Consider the following 16,546-nt stretch of genomic DNA (forward strand, 5'->3'; position numbering starts at 1 on the left):
GAGTACTGTTAGTACAAATGTATGCAAAGGTTTCCAAAATGGAACAAAAATTTACACTTCCAAATATAAATGCTTGTATTTTAAATACTTACGTCAAAAGTCAAATCAATCATCCTCCTATCCACATCGGTCTTTTTTATCCGCACCACCACCTTGTCCCCCAATCGATAAACTTTCTTTCTTCTTCTTCCGATAGCACGATAGTTCTTTTCATCAAATTCGTAGAAATCATCTTTCATATCGGCCATGCGAACCATACCTTCACATTTGGTTTCTACCATCTCCACAAAAATACCAAAGTCGGTAACGCCCGTGATGATACCATCAAAGGCTTTGTCTTCGGCCATGCTCATGAATTCGACTTGCTTGTATTTAATGCTGGCACGCTCTGCATCGGCTGCACGCTTTTCGCGCTCCGAAGAATGAATACATTTTTCTTCGAACTCTTTTTTATTTACGGATTTTCCGCCATCCAAGTAATGCTGCAACAACCGGTGCACCATCATGTCGGGATACCTGCGGATGGGTGAAGTAAAATGAGTGTAGTGTTCAAAAGCCAAACCAAAGTGCCCCTTTGCATCGGTGGTGTATTTGGCCTTAGCCATGGCACGCACCGCCAGTGATTGCAATACATTTTGTTCAGGTTTGCCTTCAATTTCATCCATCAATTTGTTCAATGATTTTGAAACAGCCGACTCTTCAACATTTAGCTTATGGCCAAACTGCTTAGCAAATAGCGCAAAGTCTTCTACTTTTTGTGGATTGGGAAAATCATGTGTACGATAGACAAATGTGTTTTTATCCTCACCCTTTTTCATTTTAAAAATATACGTGGCCACGGCACGATTGGCCAGCAACATAAATTCTTCAATGAGTTTGTGGGCGTCCTTCCGGATTTTAGGAATCACCATCAAGGGCTTGCCTTGCGCATCAAGTTTGAACTTTACTTCTGATGTTTCAAAATTAACTGCCCCTTTTTTGAAACGTTCTTTCCTTAAAATGTGATGGAGTTGATTTAAAATTTTTAACTCTTCTGCAAAAGTACCCTTACCACTTTCAATCACTTCTTGCGCTTGTTCATAAGTAAAACGATGGGCGGAGTGAATAATGGTTCTGCCAAACCATTCGCTATAAATTTTGCCTTTGTCGTCCATTTCAAAAATTGCAGCAAAGGTAAGTTTGTCTTCATTCGGTCGCAGCGAACAAAGTGCATTGGAAAGTCGCTCGGGCAACATGGGCACAGTGCGATCCACTAAGTAAACGGAAGTAGCGCGATCAAAAGCATCGTCATCCAATACATTTCCAGGTTTCACATAATGTGTAACATCAGCTATGTGAACCCCAATCTCGTAATGTCCGTTTTCAAGTCGGTGAAAAGAAATGGCATCGTCAAAATCTTTGGCATCTTCAGGATCGATGGTGAACGTAAGTACTTTTCTAAAGTCTCTTCGCTTCTTCACTTCGTCTGCGGTAATGCCTTCCGAAATTTTTTCAGATTCTCTCAGCACATTTTCCGGAAAACGAAAAGGCAACTCAAACTCTGCCATAATAGAATGAATCTCGGCATTGTTCTCCCCAGTCTTCCCAAGAATCTCAATCACTTTTGCTTCTGGGTTTTTATCTCCGTCAGCCCATTTGGTTACTTCAATTAATACTTTGTCATTGGCCTTCGCTCCATTGAGATTTTCAGAATAGATAAAAAAATCTTGATAGACTTTTTTAAAGTCGGGAACCACAAAGCCATAACTTTTAGAAATCTCCATTTTGCCCACAAACCGATTGCGACTGCGTTTTATCAACTCCACCACTTTGCCCTCTGGGCTGGCACCATTTTTCTTTCCCAACAATTGCACCTTCACCGTGTCGCCATGCATGGCCCCACCCAAGTCGCGGTTTTGGACATACACATCTTTCTGGTCTTCTTCGCCCGTTACGATATAAGCAAATCGCGGGTTGACGTGATCGACTATTCCTGTAATACTTTTGGTTGCTTTGGCAGATTTGTAGGTGCCGTTACTCAATTGCTCAATACGCCCTTCGGCCACAAGGGCATCGAGCATATCGTACAATTCATCCATCAGGGCTTTCTTTTTTACTTGCAATTTTTTGGCAATCTGCTGGGCGGAATACGCTTTGCCTTCCATGCTGTTGAGCAGACCCAATAGGGAACTGAACAAGCCGCCTTTCTCTTTGGTATTGCGCTTCTCTTTTACTTTATTGAATTTCTTTTTGCTCATGGGCATTTTATAATTTTAATTTTTTGAGATTCATACGGTTATCCCAAAAGGTTAATAATTCGATTTGATTTTTTTGATGCGGTAGAGTAGGCTGATTTGTTTTACAACTACGCATCGATAAGCCCGATGCTTTGGCAGATAGATGAAAATTTGAGGATGCTTAGAAATCAGTATGACGACATCATAAGCCCTTTCAATGAAATTAACTGCTTCTTTTCTAGACCAATTTTCTTCAAGATACTGAATGACACTTTCAAAGGTTCTTTTTGCTTCAGGTGACCAAATCACAGAATTCATTTCGCCTCTGAAAACCTTGTCCTTATTTCCTGTATTACCTCTTCATGGGGTATGCCTTTTCCTTCTTCTAACTCCTTTATCGAAATATTGATTGAGTTCAAAACATGCAGGGGCAACTCTTCGGTAGATTGCTGATTAGATAAGAGCAACTCATCTATCACTTCTTGCAACTCTTTTAATATCTCTTGGCTTTCTATGGTTGCAACTTTTTGTTGTATGTCCTCAACAATTGCTAGTCGATTCATTTTTTAAAAAACTTAATCAGTCAAAGTTACAAAAATTATATCGGTAAAATGATATTCTGTTCGCTCATTAACGCCATCCCTTTCATCTTCAAATACAACTGTGCAATGGCCACCACATCGCCCACGCAGTACTCAGCAATTTTTTTTAAATCGCCTTCACGGTAATACACTCCATTTACTTGGCTTCCATCCATTGTGCCTTTGCTAGACGGGATGTTAAAAATAGCGGCCAATAAATCAAGAGAAGTATAATGCTTGTAGTCGCCAAACTTCCACAGCTCCATTGTGTCGAGATGCGGCACTTCCCACGGTTTCTTGCCAGCATAATCTAAACAGGCCGGTAAACTGATGCCGTTTACCAACATTCTCCTACTGATGTATGGAAAGTCAAACTCTTTGCCATTGTGCGCGCATAGTTTCGGGGTACCTTCCAATTTTTCCACCATCGCTTTGAATTCCATCAACAACTGCCGCTCATCGTGATGGTAATAGCATTTCGTACGGAGGCCTATTTCGCCTTTCTGGTTTTCGGTGTATTTGCCAACGGCAATGGAAATTATTTTTCCGAACTCCGCATAAATGCCCGATTTTTCATGAAATAAATCTTCATCGGTTTGATTTTGTTCGCGTTTAAAAAAATTGGCTTTGCGCGCCCATTGAGTTTTCAAGCGATCGCTCAGCTGCGAATAATTGGCAACGCAACTTACGGTTTCGATGTCGAGAAAAAGAATGTCTTTGAATTCGGGAATCATACGTTAGTAAAAGTAATCATTCGTCTTTAACTTTCGAATTCAAATGATTATTTATGGTTCAATCGTATATCCAATCCAACCAAGATCGATTTTTGTCAGAACTCTTTGAATTGCTTCGCATCCCATCGGTAAGTGCCGACAGCCGACACAAAGGTGATGTGCGCAAAGCAGCCGAGTATGTTGCTCAAAAATTAACAGAAGCAGGATCGGACAGTGTTCAACTGATGGAGACCAAAGGCCATCCCATTGTGTTCGGAGAAAAAATAGTTGACACCGCTAAGCCAACCGTGTTGGTGTATGGTCATTATGATGTGCAACCTCCCGATCCGCTTGATTTGTGGAAAACGCCTCCGTTTGAACCCACCGTGCGCGATGGAAAAATTTATGCACGAGGTGCCTGTGACGACAAGGGTCAATTTTACATGCACATCAAAGCATTTGAAATCATGATGAAGCACAAACTGCTTTCATGCAATGTGAAGTTTATGATTGAAGGGGAAGAAGAAGTAGGCTCCGATAACTTGGGGACATTCGTGAAAGAAAATAAAGCCAAGCTAAAGGCGGATGTCATCTTGATTTCAGATACCTCGTTGATTTCGTTGGATCAACCTTCCATAACTGCTGGCTTGCGTGGATTGAGTTATATGGAAGTAGAAGTGACCGGCCCGAACCGCGATTTACATTCAGGAGTGTATGGAGGGGCAGTGGCCAATCCCGCCAATGTATTGAGCAAAATGATTGCCTCCTTGCATGATGAAAATGGACGTGTAACAATTCCAGGTTTTTACGATCAAGTGGTAGAACTTTCTCCAACCGATCGCGAAGCTTTGAATAAAGCCTCATTTGACTTGAACGAATACAAAAAAGAATTGGGCATTGAAGAAATTCAAGGAGAGAAAGGCTACACTACATTGGAGCGAACGGGCACTCGACCTACGTTAGATGTAAACGGGATTTGGGGTGGCTACACGGGCGAGGGTGCAAAAACCGTTTTGCCTTCCAAGGCATCTGCAAAAATCTCCATGCGGCTGGTTCCGAATCAGCGCCCCGATGAAATCACGGCTTTGTTCACCAAGCATTTTCTTTCGATTGCTCCTACATCAGTAAAGGTAAAAGTAACTGCGCACCATGGTGGCGAACCGGCTGTTACACCTACCGATTCAAAAGCATTTAAGGCTGCTGCCAGTGCCTTTGAAGAGGTGTGGGGCAAAACACCTATTCCCACCCGCGATGGGGGAAGCATTCCCATTGTAGCATTATTCAAAAAAGAGTTAGGGCTTGATACCGTGTTGATGGGTTTTGGGTTGGATACCGATGCGCTCCATTCGCCCAACGAACATTATGGGATCAAGAATTTTTTGATTGGCATTGAAACCATTGTGGCGTTTTATAAGCACTATTCGAAGTAGAGAAGTTGCCAAAGATTCACAAATGATTTAAAAGAATGGATTGACACACCTGATTCTTCAAACAAAAAAGGGTTGCCATTTGGCAACCCCTTTTTTTGTCCTATACTTTTTTCTATTAAGGCTCTCTCTTAAACTCTTCAAATGTTTTGAGAATCAATGGTTGAGGTGCCCCATCTTTTGATTTGAATCCTGTAATCTTAGGAAGATTTTTATCCTTAATCTTCTTGAACTCATTTTTGCTTTCCGTAAATCTGGTTTCAATGGCGGCTAAGTTAGAAAGCTCCGCTTGATTTGGCTTGTAATAACTATCTGCCACTTTTGCATAAAGCTCTGCCATTTTCTCTCTCAATTGAGGTTCAGCGGCACCCACGTAGTTATCGCCTTTCGTGACAACAAGTTTTTCTTTAAGTGTATTTAACTCACCAATAAAGGGAGTTGCAATTTTTGCACCTTGTGCATTAGTTGTCTTTACTCCTTCCGAAATTTTGATATACTCATCCAACGTGTAAACCATGTAGGCTAATTCCTCAGCCATGTTAAACAACTTTTTGGTCGTTTCTTCTTGCAGTTTTCTGTCCGCTAAGGAAATATCCGACTTAGGATCATATTGCACAACCAAATCATTGGTATACGTTTCCTTTCCTTTTTGAATGACCACTTTGTAAGTCCCTGCAGGTACACGCGGAGAAGTAAATCCTCCAAACGCAAAAGTTTTTGCTGCGGCCATCTTGGGTGGCTTGGTGTTGTAATTCCATTCAACCACATTGATACCCTTTGATTTGCCGGGTCCAAGCTCTATGATCTTGTTTCCATTGGCATCCTGAATTTCTAGCGACATTTTCCCAAGCGTGTGTCTCTTTTTCAGATGGTACATAATTTTGGCTGCAGTGCTTGGGTTCTCACCCACAAACTGAGTTTCGGTGCTTCCCCCTCCAAATCCATTTGACTCAACTATTGTTGTGGGTTTAGTTTTGAAGAAGTACAAATCCTTGGTCAAATTTTCCTCGGTTAATTGCCGCAATGGACTAATGTCATCAATGATTATAATTCCTCTTCCATGAGTAGCAATTACCAAATCATTCGTTTTCTTGTGTAATTCTATAAAATGAACGTTAGCCGGAGGCATGTTGTTTGTAAACTTATACCAATTCTTGCCTCCGCTTAGCGTAATGTATAAGCCAAACTCAGTACCTACAAACAACAAGTTTTCGTTTTCATAATCTTCTTGAATGTTTCTAGCAAAACCATATATCTCAGGCGTAACAATTGATTTCCAGGTTGCACCAAAATCTGTTGTCTTATAAATATAAGTTCCTTTATCCCCAGTTTGATATCCTGTGAAAACGGCATACGCATTTCCTTTTCCAAACACACTTGCTTCAATGTGATATACCATGGTCCCTTTAGGTAAACCGGGAACATTAGCAGCCACATTTGTCCAAGTTTTTCCACCGTCTTTGGTTATTTGAAGATTCCCATCATCGGTCCCTGCCCAAATAATATTTTCATCTAACGGAGATTCGGCAATGGTAAAAACGGTACAATGATTTTCCGCACCCGAGTTGTCTTGCGAAAGGCCACCTGAATTTTCTTGATCCTGCTTTTTGGGATCGTTGGTGGTTAGGTCAGGTGAAATCTTTGACCAAGTTTCCCCCATGTCTTCTGAGCGATGCACAAATTGGCTGCCCATGTAAAACCTATCTGGTTTATGTGCGCTAATTGCCATGGCGGCATTCCAATTGAAACGAAGCTTGTTTTTCTTATCGGTTTCACCTGCTCCTGCCAATGGCTGTATTGTCTTAGCCTGATTTTTTGCGATATCAAATCGCCACACATTTTCTGCGCCCTGCATTTCAGAGTAAATTAACTTCTTAGTTGGATGAGGGTAAGCACGATATCCATCGCCAACCCCTATTCGCTTCCAATCGCGTGCCTCCACGCCACCTGGTGATTGCGAAGGCCCTACCCAAGAGCCATTGTCTTGCAGGCCTCCATACACATTGTAGGGTTCTTCGTTATCTACACTTACATGATAAAATTGACAAACCGGCATATTCTCCACCATCTCGAGGGTAGTGCCTCCATCCCAAGAGCGATAGATACCACCATCTGTTGCCGCAAACATTCTATCTGAATTTTTGATGTCAAAAACAATATCATGTACATCTGAGTGATTGGGGCCAAGGTTTTTAAATGTTTTTCCGCCATCTCGCGAAATAGAACCGAGCAATCCTGCCTTCACCACTACATCTGGGTTTCTAGGGTCCACTTCTATTCGTGAGAAATAAAATGGACGAACCACGATTCCAAAATCATTATTGAGCTGCTTCCAACTTGCGCCAGCGTCCTCGCTGCGGTACATACCCTTGTCTTTGTCTTCTTTCGATTCAATAACAGTGTAAAGTATGTTGGTATTGGAAGGGGCTACTGCAATGGCCATTCTTCCTAATTTTCCTTTTGGAAATCCATTATGTATTTTGTTGAATGTTTTTCCCCCATCAATAGATTTGTACAATCCACTGTTTTCTCCACCCGAATTGAATGCCCAAGGTTGTCTCCTGAATTCCCAAAAAGTTGCATAAACTATATTGGGATCCTTTGGGTCAAGTGTTAGATCGCTGCAACCAGTTTTCTGATCAACGTATAAAATTTTATTCCACGTTTTACCGCCATCCATTGTCTTGTAGAGGCCACGCTCTTCACTATCATTCCAAAGTGGACCAAGTACAGCAACATAAATTTCATCACGATTTTTTGGGTTCACTTGGATGCCGGCAATGCGCTCCGATTTCTCAAAACCCATTTTAATCCAATTGGTGCCACCATCTACCGTTTTGTACAATCCATCACCTATGGAAACACTATTTCGTGTCCACGTTTCACCGGTACCTACCCAAATTACATTGTCAGGGTCAGATGGATCAACTTCTACTGCCCCTATGGATTGGCAATGTTCATCAAAAATAGGATTGAATGTTGCTCCACCATTGCTGCTTTTCCACACGCCACCACCAGCAGTGCCAGCATAGATCACTCGATCATTAGTAGGGTGAAGTTCAAGGTCGGTAATACGACCACTCATTAATGCGGGGCCAATGTGCCGGGCACGCAAATCGCCAAATAACTCTTTGCCTTTTGTAACAGCATCTTGACTGAATGCAGAAGAAAATGCCAAGATTAAGGGCGTAATTAAAAAATAGTATTTCTTCATGTTTTTTATTTTTTTAGATTGAACTGGTTATAAAAAAAGCATACTTCAATGACCTTGCTGAAGTATGCTTTTATAGATTCATTGAAACTACTTTTCTGCTGGGAAAGCAAATGCCGATTGATCAATTTTTGGATTTAACTCAATATTAGTGATAACAAGGGGCTGCCCAGAAGGTTGACCTTTTGCGCCTTGTGCCCACGAGAATGGAATCATTAATCCGCCTACTTCTTGGAAATCGCTAAACTTGCTTTGGGCAATCATACCTTTGTTTTCCCCTGATTTAATTTCTGATTCAACCATTAGAGGCACAAAGTTTTCTGCATCGAAATAGTAAAACTCTACACTTTCTTCAGGCTTACCATCTACCTTAATTGGATTTTTTGTCATCTTTAATTTAAAAGTTTCCGTTCCGTCAACAGATTCCTTTCCCAATAATTCTAATTTAAATTTCTTTTCTTTATACATAAGGAACACAAATGGATAATCACTTCCCAAGTTTGCCTTCAAGTTTTCTGTAGATTCAGCATCGCTCTTTTCGGCTTTTTGATTCATGAAATTTGTTGACCAAAGTGTGGTTCCATCAAAAACCCCTTGCTTCACTTCCTTTCCTTGTATCGTTATTTTTGTCATTTGCCTACCGTCTTTCATAAAAACCAACTCAAGAGGAATGTCCATCCCCTGTTGGTTTACCTTAGCGGTCATTTTCACTCCTTGCACAGCTTTCCACTTATCCAAGCCTCCTGTATTCTCAAAATACTTGGCAATAATCTCATCCGCAGTTTGTGCGTTTGCAGCAACGAAAAAAATCATGGCCGCCATGGTCAGTACACTCTTTAACTTCATATAAATTGGGTTTTTAATTGGTTTACGTATTTTTTTGAGCCTCCAAGATAGGCGAAAAGCTGATTTTAGCAAACGCTTGCACTATTGACGATAATCTGTGCCCATTTGTTGCAGAGCCGACAGAATAATTACTTGTTTCATGGATTCTTTTTCAACGATTTTGCTGCTCATTGCGTTATTTTAGCACTTTCAAACCCTGTCTATAATGAGGTTTCTACCACTTTTGTTTATAATTCTTTCAAAATCGTTTGTTTTTGGGCAAGTGGAAACGCCTGCCAAATGGCAAACCAGTACTTCTACTTCTTCTGCCAATATTGGTGAAGAACTAGATTTGATTTTTACAGCTGCCATTGACAATAGTTGGTACTTGTATTCTTCTGAGTTTGATTGCGAAGATGGCCCCATCAAAACAACCTTCACCTTTACTCCCGATGCGAGCTATCAATTGTTAGGCAAGTTGCGGGCTATTAAACCTGTTGATAAGCACGATAAAAGTTTTGAGTGTGATGTAAAGATTTTTAAAGGTACTGCAGAATTTAGGCAGCGCATAAAAGTACTTTCCACTAAACTAAAGATTGCAGGCGAATACGAATACCAAGTTTGCACTGATTTGACAGGAAAGTGCATCCCTGGCGATGGAGAGTTTTTATTTGATAAGATTAGGGTAATGGGGAAGGAGATAGGAGATAGGAGTCAGGAGACAGGAGCGGTCTCCAGTTCCGAGTTACCCGTTTCCAATTCCTCATCGATTGTTATTGACTCAGCAAAACTAGCAACTGGCAACAGGGAACTGGCAGCCATAAAAGGCCCGATTTTAGACCCATCTTTGCTCAAAGACGAAACCCAAAACCAATCGTTGTGGGGCTTTTTTTTGTTGGCATTTTTTGCTGGCCTTGCGGCATTATTGACGCCATGTGTTTTTCCCATGATCCCGATGACGGTAAGTTTTTTCACCGGGCGAGGCACAAAATTTCAAGCTTTTATTTACGGGCTATCCATCATTTTGATTTACACTTTAATCGGTGCGGTAGTGGCGCCCCTCATGGGACCTGAAACAGCTAACCATCTTTCTACTGAATGGATACCGAATCTGATTTTCTTTTTGGTGTTCATTGTATTCGGGCTTTCTTTTTTAGGATTGTTTGAAATCACCTTACCGGGATCAGTCATTAACAAAGTAGACCAGCAAGCAGAGAAGGGTGGATTGACGGGCGTATTTTTTATGGCCTTCACACTAGTGTTGGTGTCGTTCTCTTGCACAGGGCCGTTGGTGGGAAGCATTTTGGTTTCCTCGGCAGGTGGGGAGTTTTTGAAACCAATTATTGGCATGTTTGCCTTCGCGCTGGCATTTGCCATTCCGTTTACACTCTTCGCCTTCTTTCCGGGTTGGTTAAAATCATTGCCGAAATCTGGTGGGTGGTTGAATACAGTGAAAGTAGTTTTGGGTTTTGTTGAGATTGCATTAGCCTTTAAGTTTTTGAGTATTGCCGACCAAGCTTTTCATTGGAGAATGTTAGATCGCGAAATCAACATTGCCATTTGGATTGTGATTGGTTTATTGATTGGGATCTATTTAATGAAAGGCTTTCGCATGCCGGGTGATACGGGCAAAGATGCCGAAAACAAAACCGTAAGCGTATTGCGCGTTTCGTTGGCAACGATTGTTTTTACTTTCGTTATTTATTTGACTCCGGGCATGTGGGGCGCACCTCTCAAGGCCTTGGCGGGATACTTGCCACCGATGTCCACCCACGATTTCAACTTACTATCGGCCAACGAAAAACAAAATCCCAATCAGATTTGCGAGGCTCCCAAATATTCTGAGTTTCTCCACTTGCCACATGGCATCAATGGCTACTTCGATTACAAGCAAGCCCAAATGTGTGCACGTCAGCAAAACAAACCGCTATTCATTGACTTTACTGGGCATGGTTGCACCAATTGCCGCGAGATGGAAGCGCGCGTGTGGAGTGATCCGCAAGTATTGCAACGATTAAAAAATGATTACGTGGTGGTGGCGTTGTATGTAGATGATAAAACGGTGCTGCCCGAAAGCGAATGGTACACTTCTACCTATGACAAAAAAGTAAAGAAAACCATTGGCAAACAAAATGCGGATCTTCAAATTGAAAAGCTGAACAATAATGCACAACCATTATATGTGTTGGTTGGCACAGATGAAACGGTGCTCGTATCTCCCAAGCCATATGATTTAAAGGTGGAGAATTTTGTGAAATTTTTGGATGAAGGGAAGAAAAAGTTTAAGGAGGCAAAGTAAATTTTTAATACCAGGTTTTTTTGCATTAGTATGGTTTTGAAATAGTCAAAAGCCCCAACCTGTTTTGTCAGTAGGCTGACCGATTTTTGTCCAGAAGAAAAAGACATTTGCAGGAAAAAATGAAGAAGCTATTAATCGGTTTTATTCTTACTTTTCCCATCATGTTGTTTGGGCAAAAACCATCTGTCTTCTCTACCAAAAAGGGTGCTATTCAAGGCTACGATCCAGTTGCCTATTTTACTTTAGGTAAAGAGGTAAAGGGTACCGAAACCGATACACTTGTTTTTCAAAATGCAACCTGGCATTTTGCCGACCAAGCGAACTTGAACCTTTTTAAAACCTCGCCAGAAAAATATATGCCTCAGTTTGGAGGGTATTGTGCCTTTGGCATGTCACGCGGCTATAAAGCAGAAACGCAACCTAATGCATGGACCATTGTAGAAGGAAAGCTTTACCTTAAACCCAGATTTTGCAGTAGAACTATTTTGAACTAACCGGTAAGACTTAGTGGCAGGTTTATATTTTTAATATTTGAGAAAAGGCCATCATACCATTGTCTTCTTTTGAGTGGCACGGACATTTGCAATACCCATTTTTGAGCCTCTTCCTCCAACCAACTTCCAACTGCAAAGCAGTTGAACCTTAATGTTGAAAGCTTGGGCTGGGGCTGTTTCTGGTGGGTTATTTGCCGGAACAGGCTCATCAAATTATAGGCTACCATTACAAAACGCATAGCTGTTTCGGTAGCACAAAAGCTGTCCATGCAAAAACCTTCTGCACCAAAATCTTCTTTGAGTTCTTTTATCCTGTTCTCAGCATCTCCCCTGCGTTTATATTGTTCCCATATTTCCAATGCTGGCAATTTTTGGTTCGTTACAAAGGCGTGATATCTTTTACGGTATACTTTTTCGTCTGCTATGCCCATGCTACTAAATAATGTCTTTAGTTTTTTCCCTGTAGCCTTGGCCCTGATTTCTTCACTTTGCTTTATTACTACTATTCTTCTTGCACCGCTCCAGCCTCCTTGTTGGTAGCTTATTTCAGATATCCACAGCCCTTCCCCTACAGCATTCCATTGGGTAATATTATAAATGCTGACTTGTAGATTCGCATAGAGTTTACAGGCCATAACGTAGGGTATATCTTTTCCTTCAATGAAATCTAAGATCGTACTACTGCAAAAGCCACTATCGGCCCTGAACAATCCTATTGTTTTATTTTTGAGGATCGTAAAGGTCTCCTCTAAAAAGTGAATGCAGTTACTGTTGCTCCCTGTATTGCCACTGCGGTTCCAGCAGTTGGCCACCATGCGGATATCATTGACAAAAGCAAATAAGGGATGGTGGCTGCCCCTTCCAGGCTTCTTGGGGTTGTACCCTTTTTTGCTCCCTTCCTGTTCTCCATAGCGCGTGATAACGCTGCTGTCAACATCCAACGTGTAATTATCAAACTGCAGCTGCTCAAAAAACCAGCTATACAATTCAATGAAAAGATGGTGGTGCATGGAGGGTGTGAACTTTTTAAAGAAACGCCCAAATGTTGTTCCTGAAGCAACACGCTTCCATCCGAATATTTCGCGCAAAACTTCATCTACCCTAACCACTGCTGTATGGCTGAACCGAAAACATCCGATCCATGTACTTACCCAAAAACTCTCAATTATACTTATAGCATCGATGCTGTTGTTGCTCTTTCCTTCTGGCAATCCAAGGGTTGATAGCTTCTTGCTGATACCTGTCTTATCGATCAGCATTTTCATCTCCTTCATACCGCCCCAAGGAGTTACTAATCTATCGGTGTAGTGGTGTTCCATATTCAAAAATAAGACACTATGTCGTATCTATTCCTATTGCAAAATCTGGGTTAAATTATAACACCGATGTTCGCCAAAAATGGAACGAGGATCAGGCTGGATTTATACAAAAGGCCAATGAAAACTGGGCAAAAGTCAAGCAAAAGTAGCCCACCCATTGCTATTAAAATCGAAATTTTAGTTGAATTTAAGGCAAAATCATGTGCCAAGAAAAATAAGGTGGCTATAATGCCCAGTCCTTAAATTGAAGATTAAGGTTTACGCAGACTTCCTAAAGAAGGCACTAGCTCAAAAATAGGTCAAAACCCATCTTTTAACGTTACCGTTTTTCATTCGGCAGAAGATGCGTTAAAGGCTATGATCAAAGACGATAGCGCAAATAGAATCCTTGATCGCTATTTTGGAAAGGAAAGATGACGATTACCTATTTGGTTGATTACTTCAATTTGATTTCGTCCTTGAAGGCAACCGGTACTTTAACCGTAACCCCATGCACCGCCACGCGTAAGTTACCTGTAAACATGATCTGATATTTTTTGCCTCCAAAAAAACTAACCACGGCATCTAATAGGTTTATTTCTTCCAGCTTCAATTGAGCAACAATGGGCACGGTAAAATCTGCTTGACCCTTTACCACCAAATCCATTTGCTGGTCTACCTCAGCCGCTTTTTTTCCATCTACCAAAATGTCTACATCAATTTCCTTTAGCTTGGTTTGTGTTTTATTAGGATTATAAAAAACTGCATCGCCCTTCACCTGCAACTTACCATCTTCGGTGGTGATGAGTTCAATGTTTTTCACAGTTTTGAAAACAATAGGCTCTTTGGGTAAGCAACCAACTGCTAGGAAGGCGAATAAGAATGGTAAAAAAAATTTATTCATAAGGTTCACGGACAACAAAAATAAGGTACTTTTTCAGTTAATCGATAAATAGCAAAAATCCTTCCACTAAATTTGAGCAATGAGCCACGCGGAAGAATCTTATTTAAATAAACTAGCCGATGGACTGGCCGACCAGGGCTATGCCGAAGTGGATAACTTTTTGAGTCAGCAAGAAGTGCAAGCCATTCTCGCAACAGACGATTTTAAAAATGGATTGTTACAATTCAAAAAAGCGGGAATTGGCAAAAGCCAAGAGAAGCAAATTAACGAGAGCATACGTGGCGATTACATTCAATGGATTGATGGTGGCACTACCCAAAAGGCCGTGGAGGTGTATTTGAATAGATTGAGGCAGTTGATGGAGTTTGTCAATCGCACGTTGTATTTGAGTTTGAAAGATTTGGAGGTGCACCGAACCATTTACCCCATCGGTAGTTTTTACAAACGCCACCTCGACCAATTTAAAAAAGATGACAAGCGAAAACTGTCGGTGATTTGTTACCTGAATACAGATTGGAAGGAAAGTGAGGGAGGCCAACTCAGAATTTATTTACCCAACGGCAGCACAGATATTTTTCCCTTGGCAGGAAGATTGGTTTGCTTCCGCAGCGATTTGTTGGAGCATGAGGTGCTGCCCGCTACAAGAGAGCGATTGAGTTTGACAGGGTGGTTGTTGGATCGAGTAATTTTATAAAGAGTAAGTATAGAATAGGATTCAGATGTCCTTCCCAAAAGTTAATAGGTTGTTATCCGGGTCAAGCAAAGAAAACTCGCGCTGACCCCAGGGTTTGTTTTGAAGTGGAGCATTAGGGTGGATAGTCACTTTATTGGCAAGCAAAGATTGATATAACGCGTCAATGTCATTAGTGCGAATGTACACTTGGCCATAATTTTCTTTTGGGTCTAAGCCCTTGAACTCAAAGAAATGAATTTCAATCCCGTCTTTTTTAATGATCAGGTAATCGGGATAGTTATCATCACATTGAAAGCCTAGCTTATCGATGTAGTACTTTTTCGTAACTGCCTTGTCGCGCATGGGCAGTTTTGGATGGATAGCGGTAAGCATGGTGAAAAATTGGACTCCAACAAAGATAATCTAGTTGGCAGATATAAATTCCTCGGCATTGAACTTAATCTTATTTTTGTCAAGATCTAAATACTAACTAAAACAAAAAACCTATATGAACTTCCGCATCGAAAAAGACACCATGGGCGAGGTGCAAGTACCAGCCGACAAATATTGGGGCGCACAAACTGAGCGTTCGCGCAATAATTTTAAAATCGGCCCTGAGGCTAGCATGCCCAAAGAAATCATTCACGCGTTCGGCTACCTGAAAAAAGCAGCGGCTATGGCCAATCACGAGTTAGGGGCTCTTGCCGCAGACAAGAAAGATATGATAGCCACGGTTTGCGATGAGATTGTGGCCGGAAAATTAGACGATCAATTTCCTTTGGTGATCTGGCAGACAGGCTCGGGCACGCAAAGCAATATGAACGCGAACGAGGTGATTGCTTATCGTGCGCAGGTATTGAGCGGTGGAAAACTGACGGACGAGAAAAAGGTATTGCACCCGAATGACGATGTTAACAAGTCGCAATCTAGTAATGACACCTATCCTACCGCCATGCACATTGCTGCTTACAAGCAAGTAGTGGAAATCACCTTGCCGGGGATGCAAAAACTACGCGACACACTACATAAAAAAGCAACTGACTTTAAATCTATCGTAAAAACCGGGCGTACTCACTTTATGGATGCTACTCCACTTACCCTTGGTCAGGAGTTTGGCGGTTATGCGCAACAATTAGATAACGGTATTCGCGCGATCAACAATTCGTTAGGAATGATTAGTGAATTAGCGCTTAGGTGGTACGGCCGTTGGCACGGGATTGAACACCCCGAGAGGTTACGATGTGTTGGTCGCGAAACACATCGCTGCCCTCACGGGCTCTTCCGTTTGTAACCGCTCCCAACAAGTTTGAGGCCCTGGCCGCGCACGATGCCATGGTCGAACTCTCCGGCGCGTTGAAGCGAGTAGCCGCTGTGTCACTGATGAAGATCGCCAACGACATCCGCATGTTAAGCTCAGGCCCGCGCAGTGGTATTGGTGAAATTGTGATCCCCGATAACGAGCCGGGTTCCTCCATCATGCCCGGCAAAGTAAACCCTACCCAACCCGAAGCGATGACGATGGTGTGTGCACAAGTGATGGGCAATGATGTGGCTGTAACCATTGGCGGATCGAATGGTCACTTTGAACTAAACGTATTCAAGCCGGTAATCGCAGCCAATGTATTGCAAAGTGCGCGACTGATTGGCGATGCTTGTGTTTCCTTCAATGACAAATGTGCGATTGGTATTGAGCCCAACCTGCCCATCATCAAACAACACATGGAAAACTCGTTGATGTTGGTGACTTCTCTTAACACACACATTGGTTACGAAAATGCCGCTAAGATTGCCAAGAAGGCACACAAAGAAAACAAAACACTACGTGAAGCAGCGGTAGAGCTAGGCTTGCTTACTTCAGCTCAATTTGATGAATGGGTGCGGCCGGAGAAGATGGTGTAGTTAATT

At 41.9% G+C, this 16,546-nt stretch carries 12 protein-coding genes and 1 pseudogene; 5 read left to right on the forward strand and 8 right to left on the reverse strand.

All coding sequences use genetic code 11. The features are described from left to right. Positions 1 to 80: 80 nt before the first annotated feature. The 3 genes from rnr to KA713_16505 all read right to left on the reverse strand — a co-directional run bounded on the left by rnr (position 81) and on the right by KA713_16505 (position 3,531). Positions 81 to 2,237 carry a ribonuclease R gene (gene rnr, locus KA713_16495; GenBank protein UXE66044.1) on the reverse strand — a complete coding sequence of 719 codons (2,157 nt, stop codon included), beginning with the start codon at positions 2,235 to 2,237 and terminating at the stop codon, positions 81 to 83. A gap of 293 nt (positions 2,238 to 2,530) precedes the next feature. Beyond that, on the reverse strand, positions 2,531 to 2,779 hold the full coding sequence (locus tag KA713_16500; protein ID UXE66045.1) for a hypothetical protein: 249 nt from the start codon (positions 2,777 to 2,779) through the stop codon (positions 2,531 to 2,533). Positions 2,780 to 2,814: 35 nt separating this feature from the next. Then, complete coding sequence (locus tag KA713_16505; GenBank protein ID UXE66046.1) at positions 2,815 to 3,531, reverse strand: 3'-5' exonuclease; 717 nt, start codon at positions 3,529 to 3,531, stop codon at positions 2,815 to 2,817. Positions 3,532 to 3,584: 53 nt separating this feature from the next. Here KA713_16505 and KA713_16510 point away from each other — a divergent pair, with 53 nt between their 5' ends. Next, complete coding sequence (locus KA713_16510; protein ID UXE66047.1) at positions 3,585 to 4,940, forward strand: dipeptidase; 1,356 nt, start codon at positions 3,585 to 3,587, stop codon at positions 4,938 to 4,940. 115 nt (positions 4,941 to 5,055) lie between these two features. Here KA713_16510 and KA713_16515 read toward each other — a convergent pair whose 3' ends face one another. Together KA713_16515 and KA713_16520 are read right to left on the reverse strand one after the other, a co-directional pair. After that, positions 5,056 to 8,151, reverse strand: coding sequence for a hypothetical protein (locus KA713_16515; protein ID UXE66048.1), 3,096 nt, complete (start codon positions 8,149 to 8,151; stop codon positions 5,056 to 5,058). A gap of 87 nt (positions 8,152 to 8,238) precedes the next feature. Beyond that, complete coding sequence (locus tag KA713_16520) at positions 8,239 to 8,994, reverse strand: outer membrane lipoprotein-sorting protein (protein UXE66049.1); 756 nt, start codon at positions 8,992 to 8,994, stop codon at positions 8,239 to 8,241. A gap of 205 nt (positions 8,995 to 9,199) precedes the next feature. On the opposite strand from KA713_16520, the gene KA713_16525 reads away from it, so the two are divergent. Beyond that, on the forward strand, positions 9,200 to 11,272 hold the full coding sequence (locus tag KA713_16525) for a thioredoxin family protein (protein ID UXE66050.1): 2,073 nt from the start codon (positions 9,200 to 9,202) through the stop codon (positions 11,270 to 11,272). Between the two features lie 119 nt (positions 11,273 to 11,391). Beyond that, entirely contained in the window at positions 11,392 to 11,766 is a 375-nt protein-coding gene (locus KA713_16530) for a YHS domain protein (GenBank protein UXE66051.1), read from the forward strand. On the opposite strand, the gene KA713_16535 is transcribed toward KA713_16530, so the two are convergent. Beyond that, a complete protein-coding gene (locus KA713_16535; GenBank protein UXE66052.1) occupies positions 11,763 to 13,085 on the reverse strand; it encodes an IS1380 family transposase in 1,323 nt (440 codons plus the stop codon). The two genes, KA713_16530 and KA713_16535, sit on opposite strands and share 4 nt — an antisense overlap. A gap of 436 nt (positions 13,086 to 13,521) precedes the next feature. Then, positions 13,522 to 13,968 carry a hypothetical protein gene (locus KA713_16540; GenBank protein ID UXE66053.1) on the reverse strand — a complete coding sequence of 149 codons (447 nt, stop codon included), beginning with the start codon at positions 13,966 to 13,968 and terminating at the stop codon, positions 13,522 to 13,524. A gap of 79 nt (positions 13,969 to 14,047) precedes the next feature. On the opposite strand from KA713_16540, the gene KA713_16545 reads away from it, so the two are divergent. Beyond that, a complete protein-coding gene (locus KA713_16545) occupies positions 14,048 to 14,662 on the forward strand; it encodes a 2OG-Fe(II) oxygenase (GenBank protein ID UXE66054.1) in 615 nt (204 codons plus the stop codon). A gap of 21 nt (positions 14,663 to 14,683) precedes the next feature. Here the strand turns inward: KA713_16545 and KA713_16550 are convergent, their stop codons facing one another. Next, positions 14,684 to 15,034 (reverse strand): VOC family protein, encoded by a 351-nt coding sequence (locus tag KA713_16550; protein UXE66055.1) that lies wholly within the window; start codon positions 15,032 to 15,034, stop codon positions 14,684 to 14,686. Between the two features lie 115 nt (positions 15,035 to 15,149). On the opposite strand from KA713_16550, the pseudogene fumC reads away from it, so the two are divergent. After that, positions 15,150 to 16,540: pseudogene (gene fumC / locus KA713_16555) on the forward strand (class II fumarate hydratase). The last annotated feature ends 6 nt before the right edge of the window (positions 16,541 to 16,546 follow it).

This window comes from Chryseotalea sp. WA131a (genome assembly GCA_025370075.1).
Lineage (GTDB): Bacteria > Bacteroidota > Bacteroidia > Cytophagales > Cyclobacteriaceae > ELB16-189.

Coding starts and splice junctions, on each gene's coding strand:
- KA713_16530 (UXE66051.1), top strand. CDS start 11,392: ATGAAGAAGCTATTAATCGGTTTTATTCTTACTTTTCCCATCATGTTG.
- KA713_16515 (UXE66048.1), bottom strand. CDS start 8,151: ATGAAGAAATACTATTTTTTAATTACGCCCTTAATCTTGGCATTTTCT.
- KA713_16540 (UXE66053.1), bottom strand. CDS start 13,968: ATGAATAAATTTTTTTTACCATTCTTATTCGCCTTCCTAGCAGTTGGT.
- KA713_16520 (UXE66049.1), bottom strand. CDS start 8,994: ATGAAGTTAAAGAGTGTACTGACCATGGCGGCCATGATTTTTTTCGTT.
- rnr (UXE66044.1), bottom strand. CDS start 2,237: ATGAGCAAAAAGAAATTCAATAAAGTAAAAGAGAAGCGCAATACCAAA.
- KA713_16500 (UXE66045.1), bottom strand. CDS start 2,779: ATGAATCGACTAGCAATTGTTGAGGACATACAACAAAAAGTTGCAACC.
- KA713_16505 (UXE66046.1), bottom strand. CDS start 3,531: ATGATTCCCGAATTCAAAGACATTCTTTTTCTCGACATCGAAACCGTA.
- KA713_16510 (UXE66047.1), top strand. CDS start 3,585: ATGGTTCAATCGTATATCCAATCCAACCAAGATCGATTTTTGTCAGAA.
- KA713_16550 (UXE66055.1), bottom strand. CDS start 15,034: ATGCTTACCGCTATCCATCCAAAACTGCCCATGCGCGACAAGGCAGTT.
- KA713_16545 (UXE66054.1), top strand. CDS start 14,048: ATGAGCCACGCGGAAGAATCTTATTTAAATAAACTAGCCGATGGACTG.
- KA713_16535 (UXE66052.1), bottom strand. CDS start 13,085: ATGGAACACCACTACACCGATAGATTAGTAACTCCTTGGGGCGGTATG.
- KA713_16525 (UXE66050.1), top strand. CDS start 9,200: ATGAGGTTTCTACCACTTTTGTTTATAATTCTTTCAAAATCGTTTGTT.